Annotated in this window: 25 protein-coding genes; 9 read left to right on the top strand and 16 right to left on the bottom strand. The window is 61.6% G+C overall.

Features of this window, described 5'->3' with window-relative positions:
• Positions 1-4: 4 nt before the first annotated feature.
• The 5 genes from KKY_RS18205 to KKY_RS18185 form a co-directional block, all read right to left on the bottom strand.
• The gene (locus KKY_RS18205) at positions 5-721 is read right to left on the bottom strand and encodes an ABC transporter ATP-binding protein (RefSeq protein ID WP_014132860.1); all 717 of its coding nucleotides are present in this window, start codon (positions 719-721) and stop codon (positions 5-7) included.
• The gene (locus KKY_RS18200) at positions 714-1,442 is read right to left on the bottom strand and encodes an ABC transporter ATP-binding protein (RefSeq protein ID WP_014132859.1); all 729 of its coding nucleotides are present in this window, start codon (positions 1,440-1,442) and stop codon (positions 714-716) included. Before KKY_RS18200 ends, KKY_RS18205 begins: the two co-directional genes overlap by 8 nt.
• Complete coding sequence (locus tag KKY_RS18195) at positions 1,439-2,395, bottom strand: branched-chain amino acid ABC transporter permease (protein WP_014132858.1); 957 nt, start codon at positions 2,393-2,395, stop codon at positions 1,439-1,441. The genes KKY_RS18200 and KKY_RS18195 overlap by 4 nt, the downstream gene beginning before the upstream one ends.
• On the bottom strand, positions 2,392-3,264 hold the full coding sequence (locus KKY_RS18190; RefSeq protein WP_014132857.1) for a branched-chain amino acid ABC transporter permease: 873 nt from the start codon (positions 3,262-3,264) through the stop codon (positions 2,392-2,394). The genes KKY_RS18195 and KKY_RS18190 overlap by 4 nt, the downstream gene beginning before the upstream one ends.
• Positions 3,265-3,342: 78 nt before the next feature.
• Complete coding sequence (locus KKY_RS18185; protein ID WP_014132856.1) at positions 3,343-4,578, bottom strand: amino acid ABC transporter substrate-binding protein; 1,236 nt, start codon at positions 4,576-4,578, stop codon at positions 3,343-3,345.
• Positions 4,579-4,729: 151 nt separating this feature from the next.
• Between KKY_RS18185 and KKY_RS18180 the strand changes: the two genes are divergently transcribed.
• Entirely contained in the window at positions 4,730-5,623 is an 894-nt protein-coding gene (locus tag KKY_RS18180) for a helix-turn-helix domain-containing protein (RefSeq protein ID WP_050811759.1), read from the top strand.
• Here the strand turns inward: KKY_RS18180 and KKY_RS18175 are convergent.
• The 9 genes from KKY_RS18175 to KKY_RS18135 all read right to left on the bottom strand — a co-directional run bounded on the left by KKY_RS18175 (position 5,589) and on the right by KKY_RS18135 (position 13,879).
• The gene (locus KKY_RS18175) at positions 5,589-6,515 is read right to left on the bottom strand and encodes a LysR family transcriptional regulator (protein ID WP_014132854.1); all 927 of its coding nucleotides are present in this window, start codon (positions 6,513-6,515) and stop codon (positions 5,589-5,591) included. The two genes, KKY_RS18180 and KKY_RS18175, sit on opposite strands and share 35 nt — an antisense overlap.
• Before the next feature lie 33 nt (positions 6,516-6,548).
• Complete coding sequence (locus tag KKY_RS18170; RefSeq protein WP_014132853.1) at positions 6,549-7,361, bottom strand: hypothetical protein; 813 nt, start codon at positions 7,359-7,361, stop codon at positions 6,549-6,551.
• Entirely contained in the window at positions 7,358-8,668 is a 1,311-nt protein-coding gene (locus KKY_RS18165; RefSeq protein WP_014132852.1) for an amidase family protein, read from the bottom strand. Before KKY_RS18165 ends, KKY_RS18170 begins: the two co-directional genes overlap by 4 nt.
• Positions 8,669-8,678: 10 nt before the next feature.
• Positions 8,679-9,377, bottom strand: coding sequence for a DUF2848 domain-containing protein (locus KKY_RS18160; protein ID WP_014132851.1), 699 nt, complete (start codon positions 9,375-9,377; stop codon positions 8,679-8,681).
• A gap of 29 nt (positions 9,378-9,406) precedes the next feature.
• Entirely contained in the window at positions 9,407-10,684 is a 1,278-nt protein-coding gene (locus tag KKY_RS18155; RefSeq protein WP_014132850.1) for a TRAP transporter large permease, read from the bottom strand.
• Entirely contained in the window at positions 10,681-11,259 is a 579-nt protein-coding gene (locus KKY_RS18150) for a TRAP transporter small permease subunit (RefSeq protein ID WP_014132849.1), read from the bottom strand. Before KKY_RS18150 ends, KKY_RS18155 begins: the two co-directional genes overlap by 4 nt.
• A gap of 21 nt (positions 11,260-11,280) precedes the next feature.
• Positions 11,281-12,330: a TRAP transporter substrate-binding protein gene (locus tag KKY_RS18145; protein ID WP_014132848.1), complete on the bottom strand. Its 1,050-nt coding sequence runs from the start codon at positions 12,328-12,330 to the stop codon at positions 11,281-11,283.
• Positions 12,331-12,390: 60 nt separating this feature from the next.
• Entirely contained in the window at positions 12,391-13,185 is a 795-nt protein-coding gene (locus tag KKY_RS18140) for a putative hydro-lyase (protein WP_014132847.1), read from the bottom strand.
• 121 nt (positions 13,186-13,306) lie between these two features.
• Positions 13,307-13,879, bottom strand: a complete 573-nt coding sequence (locus KKY_RS18135; RefSeq protein WP_014132846.1) for an ureidoglycolate lyase — start codon at positions 13,877-13,879, stop codon at positions 13,307-13,309.
• 1,057 nt (positions 13,880-14,936) lie between these two features.
• Here KKY_RS18135 and KKY_RS18125 point away from each other — a divergent pair.
• On the top strand, positions 14,937-15,779 hold the full coding sequence (locus KKY_RS18125) for a DUF4365 domain-containing protein (RefSeq protein ID WP_041528891.1): 843 nt from the start codon (positions 14,937-14,939) through the stop codon (positions 15,777-15,779).
• A gap of 28 nt (positions 15,780-15,807) precedes the next feature.
• Here KKY_RS18125 and polA read toward each other — a convergent pair whose 3' ends face one another.
• Together polA and KKY_RS18115 are read right to left on the bottom strand one after the other, a co-directional pair.
• Positions 15,808-18,699, bottom strand: a complete 2,892-nt coding sequence (polA, locus tag KKY_RS18120) for a DNA polymerase I (protein ID WP_014132845.1) — start codon at positions 18,697-18,699, stop codon at positions 15,808-15,810.
• A 160-nt stretch (positions 18,700-18,859) separates the two neighbouring features.
• Positions 18,860-19,396: a CAP domain-containing protein gene (locus KKY_RS18115; RefSeq protein ID WP_014132844.1), complete on the bottom strand. Its 537-nt coding sequence runs from the start codon at positions 19,394-19,396 to the stop codon at positions 18,860-18,862.
• A 243-nt stretch (positions 19,397-19,639) separates the two neighbouring features.
• Between KKY_RS18115 and rpmI the strand changes: the two genes are divergently transcribed.
• From rpmI to KKY_RS18085, 7 genes are all read left to right on the top strand, one after another.
• Positions 19,640-19,840 (top strand): 50S ribosomal protein L35, encoded by a 201-nt coding sequence (gene rpmI, locus KKY_RS18110; RefSeq protein ID WP_014132843.1) that lies wholly within the window; start codon positions 19,640-19,642, stop codon positions 19,838-19,840.
• An 84-nt stretch (positions 19,841-19,924) separates the two neighbouring features.
• Positions 19,925-20,326, top strand: coding sequence for a 50S ribosomal protein L20 (gene rplT / locus KKY_RS18105; protein ID WP_014132842.1), 402 nt, complete (start codon positions 19,925-19,927; stop codon positions 20,324-20,326).
• A gap of 139 nt (positions 20,327-20,465) precedes the next feature.
• Positions 20,466-21,551: a phenylalanine--tRNA ligase subunit alpha gene (gene pheS / locus KKY_RS18100; protein WP_041529644.1), complete on the top strand. Its 1,086-nt coding sequence runs from the start codon at positions 20,466-20,468 to the stop codon at positions 21,549-21,551.
• A 79-nt stretch (positions 21,552-21,630) separates the two neighbouring features.
• Positions 21,631-21,789: a DUF4160 domain-containing protein gene (locus KKY_RS20915; protein ID WP_338090944.1), complete on the top strand. Its 159-nt coding sequence runs from the start codon at positions 21,631-21,633 to the stop codon at positions 21,787-21,789.
• A complete protein-coding gene (locus KKY_RS18095; RefSeq protein WP_041528890.1) occupies positions 21,770-22,033 on the top strand; it encodes a DUF2442 domain-containing protein in 264 nt (87 codons plus the stop codon). Before KKY_RS20915 ends, KKY_RS18095 begins: the two co-directional genes overlap by 20 nt.
• Before the next feature lie 25 nt (positions 22,034-22,058).
• Positions 22,059-24,467: a phenylalanine--tRNA ligase subunit beta gene (pheT, locus tag KKY_RS18090; protein WP_014132839.1), complete on the top strand. Its 2,409-nt coding sequence runs from the start codon at positions 22,059-22,061 to the stop codon at positions 24,465-24,467.
• Positions 24,460-25,644, top strand: coding sequence for a hypothetical protein (locus tag KKY_RS18085; protein WP_014132838.1), 1,185 nt, complete (start codon positions 24,460-24,462; stop codon positions 25,642-25,644). The genes pheT and KKY_RS18085 overlap by 8 nt, the downstream gene beginning before the upstream one ends.

The raw sequence follows: 25,644 nt of genomic DNA, 5'->3' as shown, positions 1-25,644 counted from the left end.
TCAATCAGGCGGCTGTGCCGCCAAGGAATGCCTTTTGCACCGCAGCGTCGGTCTTGAGCGCCTCTGCGGTGTTTTCGCCCACGATCCGGCCGGCTTCCATAAGATAGCCACGGTCGGAAATCGAAAGCGAAATCGATACGTTCTGTTCAACCAGCAACAGGCCGACGCCGGTCTGCTGCACCTTGCGCAGGGCGGAAAACAGCTCGGTCACAACGATAGGCGCAAGCCCGAGGCTGGGTTCGTCGAGCATCAGGTATTTCGGATTGCTCATCAGAGCCCGGCCGATGGCGACCATCTGCTGTTCTCCACCCGACATGGTCCGAACCATCTGGTTTCTGCGTTCCGCGAGTCGGGGGAAAAGCTCGAAGATCAAGGCGTGGCGCTCGACTTCTGTGGCCCGGGCTCGTTTGGGATTGGCGCCCAGGGTGAGGTTTTCCTCGACCGTGAGATCACCGAACACGCCCCTGCCCTCAGGCACCAGCGCAATGCCGGCTTCGGGGATGCGGTGTGGCGGCGTGCCGAGGATCGAATTGCCCTCAAGCGCGATGACCGATTTTCCCTCGGGCTTGACCAGCCCGGCGACGGCCTTGAGGAGAGACGACTTGCCCGCACCATTGGCACCAAGAATTACGACGGTTTCACCTTGCGCGATCGAAACAGAGATGTCGTCGAGCGCCAGATGGCGGCCATAGCGCAAGGATAGGTTTCTGATCTCAAGCATGAGCGTCTCCCAGGTAGGCCGAGATCACAGCCTGATCGGCGAGGACGTCCGCGGTTGGGCCATCGGCGATCTTTTTCCCGACATTCATGACGACGGCACGACTGCAAAGAGCGCGCACCGCCTCCATGATGTGTTCGACGAGCAATATGGTCATGCCGCGTTCGCGCAGCGAGACGATAAGATCGATGCCGACACGAAGTTCGGTCGGATTGAGCCCCGAAAGCCATTCGTCGAGCAACAGCAGGCGCGGCTCGGCGGCAAGGGCGCGGGCCAATTCCATGCGCTTTTGGTCGATATAGGTCAGATCGCTCGCGTATTCGCCGCCACGTCCTCCCAGGCCAGACTGGACCAGTAGCTCCTCGGCTCTGTCATGCGCCGCGCTTCCCCAAAGCGGATAGGGCTTGAAGGCCAAAGCGGCGATGACGTTTTCGGCCACGGTCAGAGAGGGCAGTATCTTGACGAGTTGGAAGGTGCGGGCAACCCCCTTATGCGCAATGCGATGTGGGGATAGCCCGGAGATTGTATCGCCGCCCAGCGCGATGGTTCCCGATGTGGGGGACAGCGCGCCCGAGATCATGTTGAGCACCGTCGTCTTGCCCGAGCCATTGGGCCCGAGCAGCGCGACGATCTCGCCTTCGGTGACCGAAAAGCTCACCTCATTGACGGCGGTCAGCCCACCGAACTGCTTTTTGAGACCGGTTATCTCAACGAGCTGCGTCATTGGACCGCCTCCCTTTCCGCCGCATCGTCCGGCTTGCGCGCAGGACGGGCGCGTTTCCATAAATCTTCAAGCAGCGCCAGCACGCCGCGAGGGACGACAAAGACGATGGCGATGAACATCAGACCCAGAATGATCGAATAGTGGCTGGGGAAATTGGCGCTCAGCCATTCAAACAGCAGGAACAACGGGATGGCACCAAGCATGGGGCCCCAGAGCCGGTTGGCGCCGCCGAGCAAAGCCATGATCAGGGTCAGGAACGATATTGTGGGATTAAAGACGATTGAGGGTTCCACATAGGTCCAGCGCGGAGCCTGAATGGCACCAACCAGCGTGATGATTGTGGCGCTGACGGCGAAGAGGGCAAGCTTGACCCCGGCGATGTTGATGCCGGTATGGGCGGCCACCGTTTCATCGTCGCCTATGACTTTGAGGGCCAGACCGATACGGGAGCGCGAAATCCACCAGCCGATGCCGATGGTAATGGCGGCAAGTCCCAAAAGCTGCCAATAGATCTGTTCGGAACTAATGGGCAGGAAGATGTAGCGACCCAGCGTGCCCGTCACATTGACTTCATACCAGGTGACGAGTTGGCGGATCAATTCGGCCAGACCAAAGGTGAAGATCACGAAATAGACGCCCGCCAGGCGCAAGGTGGCCAAGCCAACGACCAGGGCGACCGCGAGTCCGATCAGCGCGGCGACGAGCAAGACAGCCGGGTAAGGCAAGGTTTCGCTCAGTACGGCGACCGTATAGGCACCGATGCCAAAGAACGCGACGGTGGCCAGGGACACATAGCGCGTGGGGCCGGAAAACAGGGCCCAGGCACTTGCGAGGACCACATAGCCCGTCATCCCGAGCAACAGGCCCACGCCATAGGCGCCAAATTGGGTTGGCAACCAGGCAAGGGCTGCCAGAGCCATGACGACGAGGACAAGAGCAAGGATTATTTTCATCGTCCTGCCGCCTTTCCGAACAGACCCGAGGGCTTCCAGAGCAGCACGGCAAGGAAGATGAGGTAGGTCGAGGCAAGGGTCAGACCCGGATCGACATAGGTTGCAACAAGCGTTTCAACGATGCCCAGCAAAAGGCCGGCGACCAGGGCGCCCATCAGATTGCCCAGACCACCCATTATGACGATAACCAGCGCCTTCATTGTGAAGACCACGCCCATTGAGGCCGTGAAGGTCTGATACATGGAAATCATGACGCCACCGGATGCAGCGAGCATGGTGCCCAATGCAAAGGCAAAGCGTGCCGTACGGTTGACATCGATGCCCACCAGCGGCGCGGAATTGGGTGCAACGGCGATAGCGCGGATGGTCGTGCCCCAGCGGGTGCGAGTGAGAAGAAGAAACAAACTTCCCCCGATCGCCACCGCGATGGCAAACGCCAGAAGGCGGTTGGCGGCGATATTGGCGCCCAGCACATTCACGCCGAAATTGAGATAGTTGTAGCTCGTGTAATTCGACCCGAAGACAACGAGCATCACGCCCTGGATCACAAACAGCAGTCCGAAGGTCGCCAGGATCGAATCCACTTCAAGCGTGCCGCTTTTGGCCGATCGTTTGACCAGCGGCTGCATCATGACGCCGTAGATCACATACCCGAAGGCGAACGCGGCGGGCAAAACGATGACGAGCCCGAGGATGGGGTTGATGGCGAAGTTTGAAAACAGAAAAAAGGCGGCGAACGCGGCAAAGATGATCGTCTCGCCATAAGCGAGATTCATGATGCGCGAAATGCCATATTGCAGGGTCAGCCCCATGGCGACCAGTGCATAGGTGCCGCCGAGCACAAGTCCGGCTATGAGCGTTGTCAGCATTAAAAATCACCTGTTCCCAAGCGCGGGGGCCGGGACGCAACCGGGCCATCGGCCCGGTTGCCGGGTTGAAAGATCGGCCTAGTTGTTGGTCGGCAACCAGGGTTGCTTGGGCAGGATGGGCTCTACCGCGCCTTCACGGTCGGAAGGGGCGACGGCGACGAAATTGCCGTCCTGCCACTGGCCACCGAACCAGAGGGTCCGCAACTGGTTGTTTTCGAGCGTGGTCTCCCCCAGCACCGTTTCAAAGGTTCCGGTCGAAAGCTCTTCGGACACCGCATCGCGGTCAAGACCGTGACGCTTGATGGCTTCCTGGAGCATCTGCAGGCTGGCATAGGTGATGACGCTGCCCCACCAGTCGGGCGCCTGACCAACGAATTCCTCGTGACGCTGACGATAATCCATCACCGCTTCATTGGTGATGTCGATACCGCCAAGGCTCATGATGCCCTCGGCATTGGGACCATTGTTGATGCCGTAGGCGGGAAAGCCGGTTCCGACGCCAAGATAGAGCACTTTGGGATTGAACTGGGCGACCTGGGCCTGCTGGGTCAACGCGAAGGTGTCGGGGGGATAGGAGAAGGCGACGAATGTGTCTGCACCCGTGGCGGCAGATTCATTGATCATGGGCGTGAAGTCGGTGGTGCCGACAGGATAGGTCACGTCATAGACCATATTGAGCCCGGCTTCGGCAAAGGATTCGCGGGCGGCAGTGATGAGATCGATGCCGAACCCATCGGCCACTGAAATGACGGCGACGTCATTGTTGATGACACCGGCGTCGCGCTGCTGGACGAGAATGTCGGCCAAAGCATCCGTGTAGTCTCCGCCGCCGCCGAGCAGCCAGAAGCTGCGATCCCAGCGTTCCACGAATTCCGGGGCACGGTCGGTCACCGCCGAAACGGCGAGCTGGGGATAGCCGAAGCGATCAAAAAGCGGCGCAACGGCGAGATTGAAGCCGGTGCCCCAGGGCACGAGCATGAAATCGACTTCGTCCTGAGTGGCGAGACGCTCGACGGCACGCACCACTTCCTCGGACGAGGAGCGGTCGTCATATTCGATCACTTCGATGGGCAGGCGAGTGCCATCGGGCATTTCGAGCCCGCCCGCCGCGTTCACATCATGGACCCAGAGGTCGTAGTTGGGAATGGTTGTGATGCCAGCCCCGCCGGCATTGGCACCGGTCTTTGAAACGGCATAGCCGATCCTGACCGAAGTGCGCTCCTGCGCGGATACGGCAAAGGCACTGACGCTGGCCATAAGAGTTGCGGCAACGCCAATCGAACGCAGGACAACCCTGCGGGAAAACAATGTCATGGAAATCCTCCTCTCGCCCTTTTGGGCATGCGTCCCGGCGGGAAGGCATATTCCTTCCCCGGCGCTGGCCTGACGCTATCGCGAAAACGATGATCACCAGAATAGACTTTTTGGGAAGAAATTTGTACTTTTGACGGAATTGGGAGGCGTGATGACGGACTCAGTACAAAATTTGCCGTTGCGCGTGCGGCTCGATCTGGCGCAGGAAGTCGAAAGCCAGACAATTGCCTCGACCCTGGATACGACGCAGTGGACGCTGCATGGGCGTCGCAATCGGGTTTTCGTCCTGATTTCCGGTACGGGAAGCATTCACTATCGGGACGAGGCTACCGGGCTTCAGGCTCCGTCGCTCGTCTGGGTGCCCACTGGGCAGCCTGCGACGCTGACCCTTTATGCCGGTTCCCGGGGAGCGTGGCTGGCGATAAGCGATGCGGCGCTGAGCCAGATCGCGCTGCCGGGCAATATCGGGGACGATCTGCGGCGAATTTCCGCCCGCCCCCAATTGGGCACCCGCCTGACGCGCGAGGTGGCCAATCGTCTGGCGACGCTGATCGGGATCATAGAGGACGAGTTGCGCGAGGGGCCGGCCGGCTCCCAGGAGATGGTACGCCATCAATTGGCGATCGTTTCGATCCTTTTGTGGCGCAGTTCCGACCTTGTGCCCAATGACGCTCAGCCGGCGCCACGTACGGTGGTTTCCAACTTTCTTCATCTTGTCGACCAGCAGATGCGCAGCCATTGGTCGGTTGCCGATTATGCACGCTATCTGGGGGTATCCACCGATCGGCTCAACAGCGCCGTCCAGCGCGCAACCGGCCAGGCACCCCTGGCGCTCATCCACGCCCGGCTGATGGCGGAAGCACGCCAGATGATCGAAACATCGGGCATGCATATTTCCGAGATCGCCACGGTTCTCGGCTTCGACGATCCAGCCTATTTTTCGCGCTTTTTCAAACGCCTGACCGGAAAGTCACCGCGCCAGTACAGGATTGAATTCACCCGCAGCCAGATCAGGATGTCGGGGTCGTTTGCGGCGTGGCCATAGGCGTAAAAGCGGCGCGGTTGGCGGTGACGCGTGTGGCGATATCGACGACCAGTTCGGTGGCCAGCGTATCGGGGGATTCGAGCCAGCTTGCGCAAAAGGTCAGTTGCGGCATGGCGATGTCGGTCCTGATGAGTTCGAGCCGGCCGGCGTTGAGCTCGGCTTCGACAAGCTCATAGGGAATGACCGCGACCCCGATCCCCTCAAGGGCCAGATGAACGACCGTCGCCATCGACGCGCTGGCGTGCAGCTTGATGGCTGGAAGATCGGGGCGGTTGAACAGGGACTTGACCAGTTCGTAGGGCTGGGTCTTGCGCGCGAAGGTGATGAGCGGGAACTCGGCAAGATCGTAAACCGTGGCCGGATTGGGGACGTTGAGAGCAGGGCTGGCGATAAAACCCAAAGGATATTCGCACAGCAGCCGATTGCGCAGCAGCGGCGCGCTTAACGGACCGAGCAGGAAGGCGATGTCGATCTCCTGGGCCAGAAGACGGCTGCGCAACGAGGGGGAGATATCGACTTCGATTTCCACCGAAAGATGGGGATAGGCACGGCTCACTTCCTTGATGAAGTGAGGCAGCCACGTGTGGACGATGGTTTCGGCGACCCCGAGACGGATGACGCCGCGAATGGCAGATGCATCGCGCAGGGCGGCCAGCATTTCGGCGCGCATGGCGATCATCTTTTCAGCATAGGCGAGCAATTGCCGGCCCGGTGCTGTTGGCGTGATGTTGCGGGTTTCGCGCGTCAGGAGCTTGGCGCCGATCTCTTCTTCGAGCTGGGCGATGCGATGGGAAATGGCGGGTTGGGTCGTGTTGAGTTTTTGCGCCGCGCCACGAAAGCTGCCCAGCGAAACCACCCAGACGAAGGTTTCCAGTCCCTTGAAATCAACCATCGGCATCCCGCTCCGCGAACCTGCAGCTCCAACTCACAATGCGCGGAACCGGGCACCCGGCGCAAGCTGGTGGGTCAATTGCGCCATCACAGCCGTCAGCGCGAGCGACGCTGCCAGCGCGGAGAGATAGGCAGTCCATGGCGGCAATACCAGAAGGGCAGCCGAGAGCACGCCGCTGAAGGTTGCCAGGCTCGCGACACCCAGGAGGCCGGCGTAGGCGGTGCGACCGGCAATGGTGCGGCCATGATCGAGGTTGAGCGAGAGCAGGATCACGCAAAAGCCGATGGGAAAGCCCAAAAGTGCACCAGCCAGCGCAGGGCCGAACACGGGCGAGAGCAAGGTGACCACGCCCACCAACACGCCTGCGGCAACGCCCCGGGCGATCAGAGCCGGCCAGCGCGTTGGCGTTGCAACCGGGGCGAGCGGGAGAACCAGATTTTTGCCAACCAGCCGGGCGGAAAAAGTTGTGGCGACGAAGATCAGAGCACCCAGAACGAGATGATGGGGCACAAACGACAGCGGCATGGCGAGGACGCACCAGGCGGCTATGGCCAGAATGGTTGCGCCCAGAGGGCCGGCTGTGCGCGCCGACCAGAGATAGGCGAACAGAAAGCCCTGGGTGGCGATCATCGAATAGAGCGTTCCGGCGGCCATGTCGGAAACAAAGAGCGGGTCCTGATCGCGCACGAGAAAGAAAAAGCCCGGTGCCAGAACGATGGGCAATCCAGCCAACACACCGCCGATGGCTGGACCAAGCCTGGCAGCAGACCAGGCGATGAAAATGACGACGAAACCGGTGGCTGCCGCCCGGATGAGGAATTCGGCCCAAAGGCCCCAATCGGTCATGATGCCAGAATGGCCTCAATTTGTTCGGCGGCGCCCAGAACCCTCCAGTCATGACCGCCGGGGGCGAAAATCATGAGGCCGGTGGCGAGGGGCTGGCCGGCATGCATCGGAACGGTTGCGGCGCAGCCATCGAGAAAGTTGATGGCCGAAGGGTTGCGCAGCATCAGGCCATTGAGACGGTCGAAATCGGCCTCCACATCGGCAATCAACGGTGCGACGGTCGGCAGCGTGGGTGCGATGAATACATCATAATTTTCCGCCTGCGCCGAAAACGCTGCGATAGCGGCTGCCCGTTGAGCGCGAGCATCCACCTCGTCTGTGGAAGCGAAACTTTCGGCAGCGCGGATGCGGCGCAGAACGTGGGGATCGCCCTCGGTTTGCATGCGGGCCAGACGGGAAGCGTGGATGGCATGAGCTTCGGAGGCGACAATGATGCGGTTGACGTTTCCGAAGCCCTCGAGCATGGGCAGCTCGATATCGGTCAGCGCAAATCCGGCGGCGGAAAGCAGCGCGATGGCGCGCTGGAAATCGGCGGCGACTTGGGTGTCGAGCCCTTCGGTCAGAATGCCGCGCGCCACGCCGATACGCAGGCTTTCGCGCTTTGCTGGCGAGGCGGCGGTGGCTGAAAGGACGGCGTGGACGGCGCTGCAGTGTTTGATCGTGCGCGCCAGCGGCCCGATACTGTCATAGCTCTGGGACAGCGGGAACGCACCATCGAGCGGGACCGCGGACTGGCTGGGCTTGAACCCGCACAACCCATTGAGCGCGGCGGGAATGCGCACCGATCCGCCGGTATCGGAACCCAGTGCGACATCGGCAATGCCCAGGGCGACCGACAATGCGCCGCCCGAGGTCGACCCGCCGGAGATGCGGGAGCTGTCGAAGATGTTTCCCGGATTGCCAAAGTGCGGATTGAGCCCCACGCCCGAATAGGCAAATTCGGACATGGTGGTGCGTCCGCACCCGATGGCCCCGGCAGCTCGCAGGCGTCCGACGGCCTCCGCATCGGCATTTGCCGGTTCGGCATCAGCGAGAATGGTCGAGCCGGCCGAAGTCACCTGCCCTTTCTCGTCGAACAGGTCCTTGATCGAGACGAGGATGCCGGCCAGAGGGCCGGTTCTGCGCCCGGCGTCACCGTCGAGCGCTTTGGCTTCGGACATGATCCGGCTGGCATCGAAGCGGGTGAATATGGTGCGCAGGACTTCGGGCTTGGCACTCATAGCCACATCGATGGCGCGCCGCGCACGATCTTCGGCGCGAAAGGCGATACGGCCGGCGTTCTGGCGGAGCGGGGAGATGTCGGTCATGGCGGGCTTCCTACGAAATGACGGGCAGGGTCTTTGTTTCGTAGCAGTGTTTAATGGTTCGGCCCAGAACGGGATCAGTCATTTCCATGCGGAAAAACCGGGCCGGACGCACGCCGCCGGAAAGGACCGCGAAGGTGCCGCACATCATGGCAGTGCCGGGCTCCAACCGCGACGGGGATGCGGCAGAGGGCGAAGCATCGATCAGTTCGAGGAGCGGGCGGATGGAAGCCAGCGTGCCCTCCTGATAGGGGATCCAGGCCGCGTTTTCATCGTCGCGGATGAAAGATCGGATGGCGATCTGGTCGAGGTGGGGCGCAACCTCGTCGAAAGCCCAAAGGGTCGGGGCGACCGGCTTGGCGCAAATCTGCTTGGAGAGGGCCACCGAATGGGTTTCGAGCTGGCGGTCGGTGTGGTCCGAACCAAGCCCGAGATAGAGCTTTTCTCCATCGTCGATCACCAGCGGCTCGGCTTCGCCCGAGCCCGTCGCATCGACGGTTTCCATGGCCGTGTCGGTTGTTACGAGACCGGACGCAACACGGTAGAACAGCGGCACCGTGCTGGGCGGTGGAACGCCGATGGCTTCCAGTTCAGCGATATGATGATTGACGGCATCGGCGTTACGCCCCGTCCAGCCGGCGATGATAGCCCGTTCGATGGTAATGGCGACCGGCTCGGAGCCTGCCACGGCGAAGGTCAGTGTATTGGGCATGGTAGTGCCTTTGAAAAAATGCCGGGCGATCAGGCCGGAGAGAAAACCAGCGCAATGGCGGGGAAGGCGACGAGCAACGCAACCATCACCAGCATTACGAACACAAAGGGAATGACGCCGACCATCACATCACTCAGGCGCCCCTCCTTGCGCGCACCCTGCACAACATAAAGGTTGAGACCGACGGGGGGAGTAATGAGCGCCATTTCGATCAGGACGATCAAAAGGATGCCGAACCAGACCTTGTCGAAACCGAGTTCGATGATGATGGGCACGACAATGGGAATGGTCGCGATCATCAGCGCCAGGGTTTCGATGAAGAACCCCAGGACGATGTACATGAGGATAATGACCAGCAGCATGCCGTAAGGCCCAAGACCCATGCCTTCGAGGAATAGGGTGAGCTGACGGCCGAGCCCGGTGGCACCGAGGGCATAGTTGAGGAAATAGGCCCCGACGATCACAAACATCACCATCGCCGTTGTGCGGATGGTGCCCAAGAGGGCCCGCTTGAGATTATCGAGGGTCAGCGATCTGTAAAATGCGGCGATCAGCATGGCCATGGCGACACCCACGGCCGCAGCCTCGGTGGGCGTGGCCCAGCCATTATAGATCGAGCCGATGATGACGGCGAAAACCAGAAACACCGGGATGAGGTGGGGCAGTCCGGCAAGCCGTTCACGCCAAGTGAAATGCCGGCTTGGCCCGCCCAGTTCGGGCTTTATCGAGCAGATGATGATGGTGATGGCCATGAACCCAAGCGCCATCAGCAGGCCCGGCACGATGCCGGCCATGAACAATTGGGGCACCGAGGTCTGGGTGAGAAAGCCATAAACGATCAGATTGATCGAAGGGGGCAGCATGATGCCCAGCGTGCCGCCGGCCGCGATGGCGCCTGCAAACAACCGTTGATCGTATCCCTGTTTCTTTGCCTGGGGCATGGCCACGGTGGCAACCGTGGCGGCGGTGGCGACCGAAGATCCCGACGTGGCCGAAAACATCGTGGAGGTGCCGATATTGGCATGAACCAGACCGCCCGGCAGCCATGAAAACCAGGCATCGAGGATCTTGTAGGTGCGCTCGGCAATTCCGGCCCGCACGAGGATTTCGCCCAGCAGGACAAAGAGCGGGATGGCGATGAGAAGGAAACTGTCGGACGAGGAATAGACCATCTGGCCCAGGCCGCGAATGAGCGGCAGGGGCGCAAAAAACGCGTCGAGACCAAAGCCGAGAAGAAACAATGCGGCACCGACGGGGACCGACAGGGCGAGAAGGACGGCAAGGCCGATGGCGACATACCAGATCATGACGCTTCTCCCGTCTCGGACACGATGCCGGAGAGTTCGTTTATAAGGCCCCATTGGCGGCCGAGGGTAAGAATGAGCGTGCAGGCAAGGAGGACGGCCGAGGTGATGGTGAGCCATGCCCAGCCGGCGAACCAGACGATCTGGGGTATCCACAACTCGATGGCCAGAGGCGTGTTGGAGCGCGAGCCGCGGGCAATCGATTTGGCAAGAACGTCATAGGCATAGAACGAGACAAGCGCGGCAACGAACAGCACACTGGCCAGGGCGAGACTATCGAAAGCTGCCCGCCCGGGAGCGGGCAGCCTTGTATAGACGAGATCGATGCGCACATGGGCGCGCTCGACAAGGGCATAGGCAAAGCCCCAGGTGGCGATGCCGGCCATGACGTAGCCGGAAAGTTCATCGGCGCCACCGATGCGGAACAGGGAAATGCGCCGGCCCAGGATTTCGAAGAGAATGAGGGCGACAGCGACGAGCAGGACCACACCGCAAATCAACGCGACCCAGCGGTTAAGCGTTTTCATGACCCCCGCAAGGGTCCTGACCCTTGCCGGGATTGCGGAGTTGGTTTCCATCGTGCCGCCCTTTCCTTCGCGTTACTGGGCTATCGAGACGTCGAGGGCCGCGCCCACCGTCTCATTCCAGCGGGTGGCCCATTCGGCACCGGCGCGTTCGGCCCAATCGGGAAGGATCGAATCCTCGAGGACGGCGAGAGCCTGTGCCTTGTCCTCTTCGGACAGCTCGACCAGCGTCATGGACGCTGCTGGGCCCGCTTCGCATTCGCCGCCGGTGAGGCAGGCGATGTCGCGGTCGAGGGCGCCGCCGGCATCGGCCCAGGCGGGCTCTTCGAATTCAGCCACGATCTGGTCTTCGAGGAAGGTCTGGACGGCGGGGTCGAGCGCATTCCAGGCGTCAAGATTGACGGCAGTGATGACCGGATCCCAGCCACCGAGCGGAAGGTTGACCAGATGGGTCGAGGATTCGTACCAGCCCGAAGCATAGCCCGAACCCGCGCCGGTGACCGCGCAATCAATAACGCCGCGCTCGAGCGCGCCGGGGACTTCGGAAAACGCCATCGTGATGCCTTCGGCGCCCAGCGCTTCGAGGAACAGCGAGGTCATGCGGCCTGAGCCACGGATCTTTTTGCCTTCGAGATCGGCGAGACCACTGATCTCGGCGTTGCAGAAGACGATCTGCGGGGGATAGGGGGCGATGGCGAGCATGTGGGAATTGAAGCGGGTTTCCATGATCTCGGCAACCATGGGCTTGGCCGCTTCGGTCATGGCGTAGGCGGTTTCGGCATCGGTGGCGATGAGGGGGACATCAAGGCCTTCAAGCTCGGGGGCATCGGCGACGGTATAATCGCCAACGGTCATGCCGATATCGAAAACGCCATCGCCGAGCATACGGAAGACGTCGGCACCGGCAACGCCCATCTGGTCGAAAGTGGTCATGTTGACACTGATCGCACCGCCCGAGGATTCGGGGACGGTTTCTTCCCAGAAGCCGCGCTCGAACTGCTGGTAGAGCGGCAGGTTGGACCAGCTGCCGACCACGTTGAGGGTGGTTTCAGGCAGGTCCTGGGCGAGAGCCGCGGCGGGGGCCAGGGCGATGGAGGCGAGGAGGAGAGGTTTTAGCGCTTTCATTTCAGTTCCCTTTGCGTTGGTTGATCATGCCGCTTGTGCGGTCTTTTTGCATGTCCGGTCTCAGCCGATATCGGCCCTGAGATCGGTGACGAGCATGTGCCCGGGTTCGTGGGTTATGGCGATGGGCGGCCTTGCATGGCGGATGGCCGATTGGGGGGTGACGCCGCAGGCCCAGAAGACCGGGACGTCGCCCTCGTGGATATCGGGGGCCTCGCCGAAATCGGGGGTGGCGATATCTGCGATGCCGATGGCCGAGGGATCGCCCAGGTGGACGGGAGCGCCGTGGGCCTGCGGCAGGTAGGACGAGAGGACGATGGCGCGGATGGCATCGGCCGGCGTGAAGGGGCGCATCGAGACGACCATGGGGCCGCCGAAGGGGCCGGCACTCTGGGTCTCGATGTTGGTTTTGTACATCGGCACGTTGCGGCCGGCCTCGATGTGGCGGACGGGGATGGCGGCGCGCAGGAGGGCGGTTTCGAAGGAAAACGAGCAGCCCAGAACGAAGGTCACGAAATCGTCGCGCCAGAGGGCGTTGAGGTCGGTGAGGATTTCGGCGGGCTCGCCATCGCGGAAGACGCGGTATCGGGGGACGTCGGTGCGGATGTCGATATCGGCGCCGAGGGTGGGGAGCGAAGGGTCGCCGGGCTCGGAGACGCCGAGAATGGGGGCGGGCTTGGGATTGCGGGTGCAATAGCGCAGGAAATCATCGGCCAGGGCGCGGGGCAGGATGACGATGTTGCCCTGCTGGAAGCCCTGCGCCAGGCCCGAGGTCGGGCGGTCCCAAATTCCGGCGCGGCAGGCGGCGCGCAGGGCGGCGCCTGTTTCGAAACGCTGGAGGGTGGCGGCATCATCCATATAGGGCTGTTCCCGTCTGCGGTGCGCGGCGAAGCGATCACCAGTTCTGATGGGTTCAGTTAAGCGCCTTGATGGGCGATGAGTCGAATTTTTGTTTTTGATCGATCCCGATCAACTGGATTTATCGTTTTTCCCCGTTCCCGATCGATATGGCGATATCGGCGTAGCGGCTTTCGGTGAGCGGGGCGCCGGTCTGGAGGTGGGCGACGAGGTCCTTTGTGGTCGATGCGCGGGTGAGCATGGCGCAGGTGACATCGCCGGCGAAGACGCGGGTGGCGTGCCAGCAGTCTTTTGCCATGACGATGCCCTGCCCCGGCGCGATGGCGAAGGCCCTGACCGTTTGCGGATCGGGCGCGCCATCGGGGGCCGAGCGGGCAACGATATGGACGATGGAGCCGGTGAGGGGGATGAGGGCCTGTTCGGTGGCGAGATGGGCTTCGAGCCGGGCGATGGTCGGATCGGAGCTGCGATAGACCACCCAGAGGATTTCGGTTTTCGTCTCGCCGGAGGCAAAGCCGTGCTCGTGCCAGAAATCGGAGGCCGGGGAGAAAAAGGCGGTGTCGGGGGTGTGGCGGGCGGCGAAACCGAGCGCGGTGCCATAGGGGGCGAAGGCGTCTGGCGTGAGGGGTTCGATGGAGATCATCCGGGGACCGATAAGATTGGACATGGCGCGCAGGATGGGGCGTTCGCCCACGCATGCCAAGTCCGCCGACGGCGATATTGCCTCGGTTTTTGATGGGATGAACGGCATGGGGCGATGAACGCTCCGCACTGTATTTTTTGTATATGAAGCGTCCATCGCCCCATGCGCTCCGGGTTTTGGGCTGTACGTTCCCTCGCTCAGGGACACGTTCGTCCCTGTCGGTGTTGCGGGCCGAACTAAAGCCAGCCTCGCGGAAGTGGAACGCTCGCCTCCGGCAGGACGACTCCCGCCGAACCAGAGCCAAACCCGCCAAACGTTCGTCGCGCTTTCGTCCATCAACCGGGTTCGTGAGAGCGAGTATGGAGCAAGGGGAGAACGCGGGGATAAGTTTGTCTCACCCGCCTCTCCTCTCCGCCTGGACGTCATCTTGGGGCCGGGAACCTGCTTCGGGGAGCCGGAAAGGGTTGAGGAACCTTGAGAGGGCGGCGCGCCCCACTCCTGCTGCGCTGGAAGAAGCCTCGCGGATCCCCGGGTCAAGCCCGAGGATGACGATGGGGGTGGGTGAGTGTTTGGTGATGGAGCCGAGAGGGTGAGCCTCCGCCATCGCTGTCCCGGACTTGATCCGGGACCCAGCAGCCTTACCGACACTCCAGTGCGTGAGGAGAAGCACATCGACCCCGGCGTGCGCCGGGGCAGCGAGGGGAGGGAAACCGAGGCGTACAATTGGAGCGCCGGGGTCGTGTGGCCTTGCCTGATGTGACGGAAGGGGATCGGCGCCCTGCCCGATCATATGCGCTTGAGGGTTTCGGGATCGTCCTTGCCGTCAAAGACCATGTCCAGCGCTTGCCGGAATTCGGGCTGGTCGGGGGCGGCGTGGTCTCCGGCATCTCATCGCGCGTCATCCTCGGGCTTGACCCGGGGATCTGCACGGCGTCCGCACGCGCAGCAGAAATGGTGATCCGCCGCGCTTCATCGCTCACCAACCCCTTCACCGGCCATCCGATGCAGCGGATCCCCGGGTCAAGCCCGAGGATGACAGTGGACGGGACGCGATCTCGCGGAATCAGCGTATAAAATATAGCTGCACAATGAGGATGGGCAAAACATCGTGAAAATCACCGCTGAACACAAGCTCGCACATAAGGCTGTCTTGGCCGTATCGAGTATATTTTCGGGTGCTGGCGCGTTAAGCGAAGTAGTTCAGAACGATTATGGCGAGGACCTAATTGTTCAAACAACCCTGGGCGATTCTGCCGACAATTTCACGATTTTGGTGCAGGTTAAAGGGACCCGAAAAGCCGTTTCGCCGGATGGAAAGCTGCGTATGCGGTTTGACGTCAACCACCTCTTCCGGTGGGCGGCCCATATTCAGCCGGTCTTGGTTTGCGTGTATTCCGACATTAGCGAAAAAACGTATGCATTCTCACCTCGTTCCGTCGTCAGCCTATGGGAGATGGCAACCAGCCCTTACGATTCAAAAACGATAAAACTGAGTAGCGGGGATGAGCTCGATATTCACAGTGCCTTACGCTTCTTGTGGGACTGCCGAATTGAGTATTATTCGCGCATGCTGGCTTGGCGCATCGCAAATGCGCCGCAAGAATATGGCATTGAAAATGTTACCTACCTTCGTAAGCACAATTCTGAGGTTAGCCTGATTTTATTTAGCTTTCTAAAAGATACATCAATTGTAGTCGGAGATGTTGAGTTTTCTGAATCTTTTAAAGACAAAGTTTCCAACGCTACCCACTCGCTTGCTGCAGACCCCGACATGAAGCCTAAAAATGCTATTATGCTTGCTATTTTGGGACATATTGAAAGCACTACAAATGCCCGTGGAATCCCGGGACAGCTTGCAGAACATTTGACCGAAATGGTTATTCAAATTTATGGATTAAATTATCCGGAACAATGGGCCGAAATAGTGAACCTTTTCACTTCTGTAGAATAATTCCCCGCCCGTTCTTCGAACTATGCCCCTAATGCGCCGCTTCCCAATTCTCCGCAGCCTTGGCATCCACCTGCAACGGCACTGACAGCCTCAGCGCCGGTTCCGCCGCCCCTTCCATCACGCGCTTGATGATCGGGATGGCCTGTTCGGCCTTGTCTGCCGGGGCCTCGAAAATCAGTTCGTCGTGGACCTGCAGGAGCATATCGGCGGGGACATTTTCCTCGGTCAAAATGCGTTCCATGCGGATCATGGCGCGGCGGATGATATCTGCCGCCGAGCCCTGGATGGGGGCGTTGATCGAGGCGCGTTCGATGAAGGCGCGTTCCGACGGGTTTTTGGTGTTGACGTTTTCGAACGGGATTTTGCGGCCGAAGATCGTCGAGACGTAGCCCTGGGCCTTCACGATGCGGCGCTGTTCGGCCATGTAATCCTGAATGCCGGGGAAGCGGGCGAAATAGGTTTTTATGTACTCCCCGGCCTCGGACCGGGCGATGCCGAGCTGGTTGGCGAGGCCGAAGGCGGAAATGCCGTAGATGATGCCGAAATTGATCGCCTTGGCGCGGCGGCGGACCATGGGGTCCATGTCCTCGATGGGCACGCCGAACATTTCGGACGCCGTCATGGCGTGAATGTCCAGGCCCTCCTCGAAGGCGTCCTTGAGCGCATCGATATCGGCGATGTGGGCGAGAACGCGCAGCTCGATCTGGGAGTAATCGGCAGAAATCAGAAGATTGCCCGGCGCGGCGATGAACGCGGTCCTGATCTTGCGGCCATCCTCGGTGCGGATGGGGATGTTTTGCAGGTTCGGTTCGTTGGACGAGAGGCGCCCGGTGGCGACCGAAGCCTGGTTGTATGAGGTGTGGACGCGCTTGGTGCGCTCATTGATATAGGAGGGCAGCGCGTCGGTGTAGGTCGAGCGCAATTTGGTGACGCCGCGCCAATCGAGAATGGTCTGGGCCAGGGGCACGCCTTGCGCGGCCAGATCGTCGAGCACGGAGGCGCCCGTGGCCCAGGCGCCGGTCTTGGTCTTTGTGCCACCTTCGAGGCCCATCTTGCCGAACAGGATATCGCCCAATTGCTTGGGGGAGCCGAGATTGAACTTTTCGCCGGCCAATTCGTATGCGGTTTCTTCCAGCGCGGCGGCGCGCTGGGCGAAATCGCCCGAGAGGCGCGAGAGGATCTGGCGATCGACCGACACGCCGCGCGCTTCCATGCGGGCGAGGACCGGGGTCAATGGGCGATCGAGGGTTTCGTAAACCGTGGTGACGCCCTGGGCGACAAGGCGGGGCTTGAGGATATGCCAGAGGCGCAGGGTGATATCGGCGTCTTCGGCGGCGTATTTCGCGGCGGGCTCGATTTCGAGCTTGTCGAAGGTGAGCTGGTTCTTGCCGGTGCCGGCGAGGTCGGTGAATTTGAGGCAGGTGTGATCGAGCCAGCGCAGGGCCAGCGCGTCCATGCCGTTGTTGCGGGCGCCATCGAGCGCGTAGCTCATCAGAAGCGTATCGTCGATGGGGGCCATGGTGATCGCATAGCGGGCAAAAATGCCCATGTCGTATTTGACGTTCTGGCCGATCTTGAGGATTGCCGGGTCTTCCAGCACCGGGCGCAGCATATCGAGGGCGAGGCGCATATCCATCTGGCCTTCGGCTCGGCCGCCGCCGAACATGTCGTCATTGCCGGTGGTGTGGCCGAGGGGGATATAGCACGCCTTGCCGGGACGGGTTGACAGGCAGATGCCGACCAGATCGGCGGCCTGGTTGTCGAGCCCGGTGGTTTCGGTATCGACGGCGACATGGCCCGTCGCGACGATATCGGCGATCCAGTTGGCGAGCGCGGTTTCGTCGCGGACGATCTCGTAATCGTCGAGATTGCAGGGGATGGCGCGGATGGCCTCCAGCACTTTTTCGGCGTGGGCATCGGGGCCGGCCACGCCCGAGGCGGGGGCGGGGCCATCGGACACATCGATCGCGCCGGGGATCGAGGCGCCCTTGGCGGCCAGTTCGGCATCGGGCTCGAAATCGTCGGGGTCGATTTCGAGCACGCTGGCGACGCGGCGGGTGATGGAGGTGAACTCCATGGCCTTGAGAAACGGGATCAGCGTTTTGGCTTCGAGGGGCTGGCGGACCAGATCGTCCAGCGGCACGTCGAGCGGCATGTTGCAATCGAGCTGGACGAGCTTTTTGGAAATGCGGGCCAGATCGGCGTGTTCGATGATCGATTCGCGGCGCTTTTGCTGCTTGATCTCCGAAGCGCGGGCCAGAAGGGTTTCGAGATCGCCATATTCGTTAATGAGCAGGGCGGCGGTTTTCACCCCGATGCCGGGAATGCCGGGGACGTTATCGACCGGATCGCCGCACAGGGACTGGACGTCGACGACCTTGTCGGGGGTGACGCCGAATTTTTTCATCACCTCCTCGGGACCCATCCAGCGCATGGGGGGCTGGCCCGGGCGGGCGATGGTATCGAGCATCTGGACGTGATCGTCGTCGATGAGCTGCATCAGATCCTTATCGGAGGAGACGATGGTGACCTTGCCGCCGCGATCGCGCATCTGGCAGGCATAGGTGGCGATGATGTCGTCGGCCTCGTAGCCCTCCTGCTCGATCGAGGGCAGGCAGAAGGCGCGGGTGGCGGCGCGGGTGAGCGGGAACTGGGGGATCAGATCCTCGGGCGCCTCGGGGCGGTGGGCCTTGTACTGGTCGTAAAGCTCGTTTCTGAAACTGGTGCCCGAATAATCGAAGATCACAGCGAAATGGGTGGGCTCGTTCTCGCCCTTGAGATCCTCGGTGAGCTTGAAGATCATGTTGGAAAAGCCCGAGACGGCGCCGACCGGCAGACCGTCGGACTTGCGCGTCAAGGGCGGCAGCGCGTGATAGGCGCGGAAGATGAAGGACGAGCCGTCGACGAGGACGAGATGCATTTAGGGCTCCCCGGGGCGCGGATGGCGCGCCTTTCACGATTCTGGTTGGCCGGACTTTCGCGCGATTATGCCAAAGGGGCAAGCGCCGGGAGGCCCCTCACCCTAAATCGCGCTCCCCGGCAGGGCGAGGGACTTGCCGGATGCGCCGTCACATCCGGAATCAGGGGCGGCCGGCGGGGGAGCGGACGCCCAAGAGCAGGGCCCAATAGGTGCCGTATGTGTTGTAGGTCGTCGACGGGCCGCGCTCTATGGCGATGCCGAACTGGACGTAATCGGGGTTGACCATGGTCTTGTTGTGGGAGGGCGATTTGAGCCAGCCCGCGATTGCGGTATCGAGATTGGGCGGGCCACCGGCGAGGTTTTCGCCAGCCCCACCGCCAAAGCCCATGCGGCGCAGGCGGGTGTGAAGGGTCTGTTCGGGGGCGGCGGTGTGGGCGACGTTGCGGTTTTCAGCCATCAGCCGGGCCTGTTCCTCGGCAACCTTTTGCAAGGTGGCGTTGTGGGTGAGGAGCGGCAGATTGCGCGCCGCGCGCATGGCGTTGAGCTTTTCGGCCGCTTCGGCAATCGAGACCGAGGACACGGGCGTTGCCCGTTCGGTGGTCATGACGAGCGTGCCCGACGAGCAGGCCGCCAGCATCAATGCAGCGCCGCCGGTTGCGGAAAGGGTGAGGAATCGGCGACGGGTGATTTCGATCATGGGGGGACTTTAGCGAAACATCGGCGCTTGGGAAGCTGCTAAAATGGCGCGGGCACGGGCGGCAGATGCCCCTTGCGCTTGGCGGCCATTCTCCCTATAACGCGCCGTCTCCGGTTGGCCCAATGGGTCCGCCGCAGATTTCTATTGTACGGACCGTCCGGCCAAAAGGCATGCCGTGGCGGTTCATGAAAGCGGAAGCCCGGACCATCAGGGCATCCATCAAGACCAAAAAGGACCCGCAAAATGCCCAAGATGAAGACCAAGTCTGGCGCCAAGAAGCGCTTCAAGGTGACGGCAACCGGTAAGGTCATGGCTGGCCCCGCCGGCAAGCGCCACCGCCTTATCAGCCACAACGCCAAGTACATCCGCTCCAATCGCGGTACCTCGACGCTTTCCGAGCCCGATACCAAGATTGTCAAGAAGTACATGCCGTACGACCGGTAACGGCCGCTTTCGTTTTGTCGCGTTGTCGAACCGGAAATCGGGGACCTGACAACGCTCCGACAGCCAGATTTGAGGAATTAAGATATGTCCCGCGTTAAAAGAGGCGTTACCGCCCACGCCCGCCACAAGAAGGTGATCAAGGCCGCAAAAGGCTATTACGGTCGCCGTTCCACCAATTACCGCTCTGCCGTACAGGCCGTCGAGAAGGCCGGCCAGTATGCCTATCGCGACCGCAAGCAGAAAAAGCGCAATTTCCGCGCCCTGTGGATCCAGCGCATCAACGCCGCCGTGCGCAGCCACGGGCTGACCTATGGTCGATTTATCGACGGCCTCAGCAAGGCTGAGGTTGCTGTGGACCGCAAGGTTCTGGCCGATCTGGCAGTGCGCGAACCGGCAGCTTTCGAAGCGCTGGTTGCCAAGGCCAAGGAAGCCCTTGCCTATCTGGGCGACGTCGAAGCGACCACACACGAGCGCATTTCCGCCTAAAAAGGCACCTGCGACTCCACCAGCCTTTACCTGAGGCCGAATTTGAAAGCCTTGCGCTGCCCCTTTTGGGGTGGCGCGGGGCTTTTTCGTTTGCTACCGCTTCGCCCGCAAAAAAGAGTTTCCCATGTTAGAGAACATCATGTCCGACGAGATCGCCGACCTCAGCCAATCGATCCACGCCGCCATTGCAAATGCGCAGGACGAAGCCGCGCTCGAAGCTGTGCGCGTTTCGGCATTGGGTAAGAAGGGGTCGATCTCGGCGCTGCTGGCCACGCTGGGAAAAATGACCCCGGAGGAACGCAAGGAAAAAGGCCCCGCGATCAACGGGCTCAAGGCCGAGATCGGCGCCGCCATCGAAACCCGGCGCGAGGCGCTGGCTGCAGCCGCGCTCGAAAAGCGCCTGGCCAGCGAAAAGCTCGATGTGACCCTGCCGCTGCGCCCGGCCCCCACCGCCACAGGACGCATCCATCCGGTGAGCCAGGTGATCGACGAGATCACGGCGATCTTTTCGGACATGGGATTTGCGATTGCCGAGGGGCCGGACGTCGAGACCGACTATTATAATTTCACCGCGCTCAATTTTCCCGAAGGCCATCCGGCGCGGGAGATGCACGACACGTTCTTTTTCGAGCCCGATGCGGAGGGGAACCGCAAGCTGTTGCGCACCCACACCTCGCCGGTGCAGGTGCGCACCATGGAACAGGGCGAGCCGCCGATCCGCATCGTCATTCCCGGCCGCACCTACCGCAACGACAGCGACCAGACCCACACCCCCATGTTCCATCAGGTCGAGGGGCTGGTGATCGACAAGCAGAGCCATATCGGGCAGTTGCGTTGGGTGCTCGAAGAATTCCTGAAGGCGTTTTTCGAGGTCGAGAGCGTTACGACCCGGTTCCGTCCGAGCTTTTTCCCCTTCACCGAGCCGTCCATGGAAGTGGACGTGCAATGCGACCGCTCGGGCAATGAGGTGAAAATCGGGGAAGGCAATGACTGGCTGGAAATTCTGGGCTGCGGCATGGTGCACCCCAATGTGATCCGGGCCGGCGGGCTGGACCCGGAAATCTATCAGGGCTTTGCCTGGGGCATGGGGATCGATCGGCTTGCCATGCTCAAATACGGCATGCCCGATCTGCGCGCGTTTTTCGATGCCGACAAGCGCTGGCTCGACCATTACGGGTTCCGCCCGCTCGACCTGCCGACATTGTTCGGAGGGCTGTCGAGCTAGAGATGCCGACGCTGCTCAAATGGAAGGGTTATCGCTTCTTTTCTATTCTGCGGATGGCTGAGAGCCGCCACACGTCCATATCGTCAAGGACGGTCGGGAAGCAAAGATCTGGCTGTGCGACCTCAGCGTTGCCGTCAATCTGGGGTATAATGCCCGGGAACTGAACGAGATCATGCGAGCGACACGCGATCATCAACAAGCCTTTCTGGAGGCATGGAATGACTACTTTGGTGCTTGAAATCGAGGATACCAAACCGGTCTCTGCTCAATGCGACGATACGCATCTGCATGTGGAACTGGCCGACGGACGCGAGGTTTCCACGCCATTGTGGTGGTATCCCAGGCTGGTAGCGGCATCGCCGCAAGCGCGCAACGTTATAGAATTGATGCCCATGGGGCTTCATTGGCCCGAAATCGACGAAGACATTTCAATTGCCTCAATGATCCGGGGCCAGAAGGCGCCAGGCTCCACGCCCACTTGATCCGCCGCATACCAAGAGAAAAAAAATGAAATTCACGCTTTCCTGGCTCAAGGAACACCTGGAGACCACGGCCACCAACGCCGAAATCATCGACACGCTGACCATGGTGGGTCTGGAGGTCGAGGAGGTGACCGATAGCGGCGCGGCCCTGAAGGACTTCGTGACCGCCCATGTGGTGAGCGCCGAACAGCACCCCAATGCGGACAAGCTGCGGGTGTGCAAGGTCGACGCGGGCACCGGCGAATTGATCGACGTGGTGTGCGGCGCGCCCAATGCGCGCACGGGAATGAAATCGGTCTTTGCGTTCGCGGGCACCTATATCCCGGGCAAGGACATCACCATTGGCAAGGGCAATATCCGCGGCCAGGTCAGTAACGGCATGCTGTGCTCGAATGCGGAGCTGGAACTGTCCGACGATCATGACGGGATCATCGAGTTGCCCGAAGATGCGCCCATTGGCGTGCCCTATCCCGACTATGCGGGGATAAACGAGGTGGTGATCGATGTGGGGCTGACCCCAAATCGTGGCGATTGCGCGGGCGTGCACGGCATTGCGCGCGATCTCGCGGCGGCCGGGCTGGGCCAACTCAAGGACACGAGCGTTGAGGCGGTTCCCGCCACCGCGGGCGCATCGCCCATCGCGGTGCGCGTGGATGGCGACATCTGCAGGATGTTTTCGGGCCGACTGGTCCGCAACGTTACGAACGGCCCTTCCCCCCAATGGATGCAGGACCGGCTGCGGGCCGTGGGCCTGCGGCCCATCAACGCGCTGGTCGATATCACCAATTACGTCTCGCTCGACCGGGCGCGTCCGCTGCACGTCTATGACGCCGACAAGCTGACGGGCAATATCGCGGCGCGCATGGGGCGGACCGGGGAGAGCTTTGCGGCACTCGACGGCAAGACTTATGCCGTCGATGAAACCATGTGCGTTATCGCCGACGATCAGAAGGTGCTGGGGCTCGGCGGTATCATCGGCGGGGAAGAGACCGGCTCGAGCGATGAGACGACAAATGTGTTCATCGAATGCGCCTGGTTCGAACCGACCGCGATTGCCGCTGCCGGGCGCAAGACGGGGATCAATTCGGATGCCCGCTATCGCTTCGAGCGCACTGTGGACCCTGAAAGCGTCAAACCGGGGATAGAGCTGGCAACGCGGCTGGTGATGGAATTGTGCGGCGGGGAGCCGGCGGAAACCGTCATCGCGGGCCATGTGGGTTCGCCCGGGACGGTGATCGATTTTCCGTTCAGCGAGATCGAACGGCTGACCGGGCTGACCGTGGCAGCCGACGAGGCGACCGCAATATTGACGCGGCTGGGATTTGAGGTTTCCGGATCGGGCGAAGTGGTCAGGGTTGGCGTTCCCTCCTGGCGGCCCGATGTGACCATGAAGGCCGACCTCGTCGAAGAGGTGATGCGTATCGTGGGCGTCGACCGCGTGCCGGTCGAGCCGCTGCCGCGGCTTTCGGGCGTGGCACCGAAAATGCTGACCCCGATCCAGAACCGCCGCCGCATCGCGCGGCGGGCGCTGGCGGCGCGCGGCATGGACGAAGCCATGACATGGTCTTTCATTTCCACCGATTTCGCCCAAGCCTTCGGCGGCGGCAGCCCCCAATTGCGGCTGGCCAACGCCATTGCCTCGGACATGACCGACATGCGGCCCTCGCTCCTGCCGGGCCTGCTTTCGGGTGCGGCGCGCAATGGCAATCGCGGGTTCGACGATGTGGCATTGTTCGAGGTGGGGCAGGTGTTCCTCTCGGATGCGCCGGAGGGGCAGCGCAATTATGCGACGGGCATCCGCACGGGCACCGCAGGGCCCTCCGGCGCGGGCCGGCACTGGCAGGGCAAGGCCGACAAGGTCGGTGTTTACGATGCCAAGGCGGACCTGGGCGCGGTACTCGACGCCTTGGGCGTCGATATCGACAAGGTGCAGGTGGTGGCCGAACCGGCACAATGGAGCCATCCGGGCCGGGGCGGACGCATCCAGCTCGGGCCCAAACTGATCCTTGGCTGGTTCGGGGAACTGCACCCGGTCATGGCGGAAAAATTCGACCTCGATGGACCGGTTGCCGCTTTCGAGATCGATCTCGATGCACTGCCCGAACCGCGAAAAAAGGCCACGAAAGCCAGGCCGCCGCTGGCGCTATCGGCATTGCAGCCGGTGCGGCGTGATTTCGCCTTTGTCGTGGATACAAATGTCGAGGCCGCCGGCCTGCTGCGCGCGGCCCGCGGTGCCGACAAGGCGCTGATCAGCGACGTGACGATTTTCGACGTCTTTGCGGGTGCTCATGTGGGCGAAGGCAACAAATCGGTGGCGATAGAAGTTACCCTGCAACCAAGGGACAAGACGCTAACCGACGAGGAGATCGAGGCCGTGGCGGGAAAGATCGTGGCAGCGGTGGAAAAGGCGACAGGGGGCGTGTTGCGTGGGTGAGGTTGCCCTCCACCGGGCCGAAGCACAGATTTTGTGCGTTCGCCGGAGCTTTGCGGCGCTGTCCGCCGACAGCATCGTAAAGCGTCGGCCCCGCTCGCCCTGGCGGCCGCGGCCGGCCGCGTTCTGGACGGCATTCGAAGACAAGGCGCTCTATTACGACGCATTCCGGGCCGACAACGGCAGGGATGTCCTGCTGGTGGGGCCTGCGCCGCTCAACCTGCGCTCGGCACTTGAAGCGGCGCGCTACAGCGTGCCGCCGTCGGGAACTACTCTGAAGGCCGAATTGTTTGCCTCACGCTCGACAATGCTGACCCGGCTGGCCGATGTGCCGGACGATGCAGAGACGGTGCGGGTCGAGGCCTTCGGCGAAACATTCGATCTGGCCATCCAGCCCAATTTTTCCGCTGCGCTTTCCGGCGCGCGCATTCTGTTCACGATCAACAAGAACAACCGGCTCGAATGGATTGCCGATTGGGCGCGTTGGCATGCGAGGCTGCACGGCACCGATACGGTCATCCTGTTCGATAATGGGTCGACCGACTATACCGTCGATAGACTGGAGACCACACTGGCCGCGGTGAACGGGCTCAAGACCGTCATCGTTATCGACGTGCCACACAAATTCGGGCCCATCGATACCTCGGTACTCAACACGAAATTCTACCCCCGTTTCCTGCAGATTTCGATGACCAATCTGGCACTGCGCCGGTTCGGAATGCGGGCCGAGGGCCTGATCGATTGCGACATCGACGAGTTGGCCTGGGCGGGCGGGGAATCGGTTTATGAGCGAACCCGGCGCAGCGCCCTTGGTGTAACGCGCATGCGCGGGAGGTGGATCGAGGCGGCGCGCGACCCCGACGTCCCGGCGCGGCATCAGGCATTCCGGCACCGGCATGCCGATTTCCGCCATCGCCTTTCGCCTTCCAAATGGGTGCTCGACCCGCGCCGTGACTGGGTGCAATCGCCAAGTGTCCACCCCTATCTGCACCGCATCCACGGCGCCCCCATCGGGGCCCGCAAGCATGACAACGCGGCCGTCTTTTTCCATTTCAAGGGGATCAATACAAATTGGAAAGAAGAGCGGACAAAAAACAGAAAATCGCCTAAGCACATGGTGTTCGATGACAATCTTGCGACCGCCATGACGGCGTTCGCCGGAAAAAAGAGTGAGAGCTGA

Origin of the sequence: Pelagibacterium halotolerans B2, from assembly GCF_000230555.1 — a bacterium.
In the GTDB taxonomy this organism is placed as follows: domain Bacteria; phylum Pseudomonadota; class Alphaproteobacteria; order Rhizobiales; family Devosiaceae; genus Pelagibacterium; species Pelagibacterium halotolerans.
This window is presented reverse-complemented; position numbering and strand designations above follow the sequence as displayed.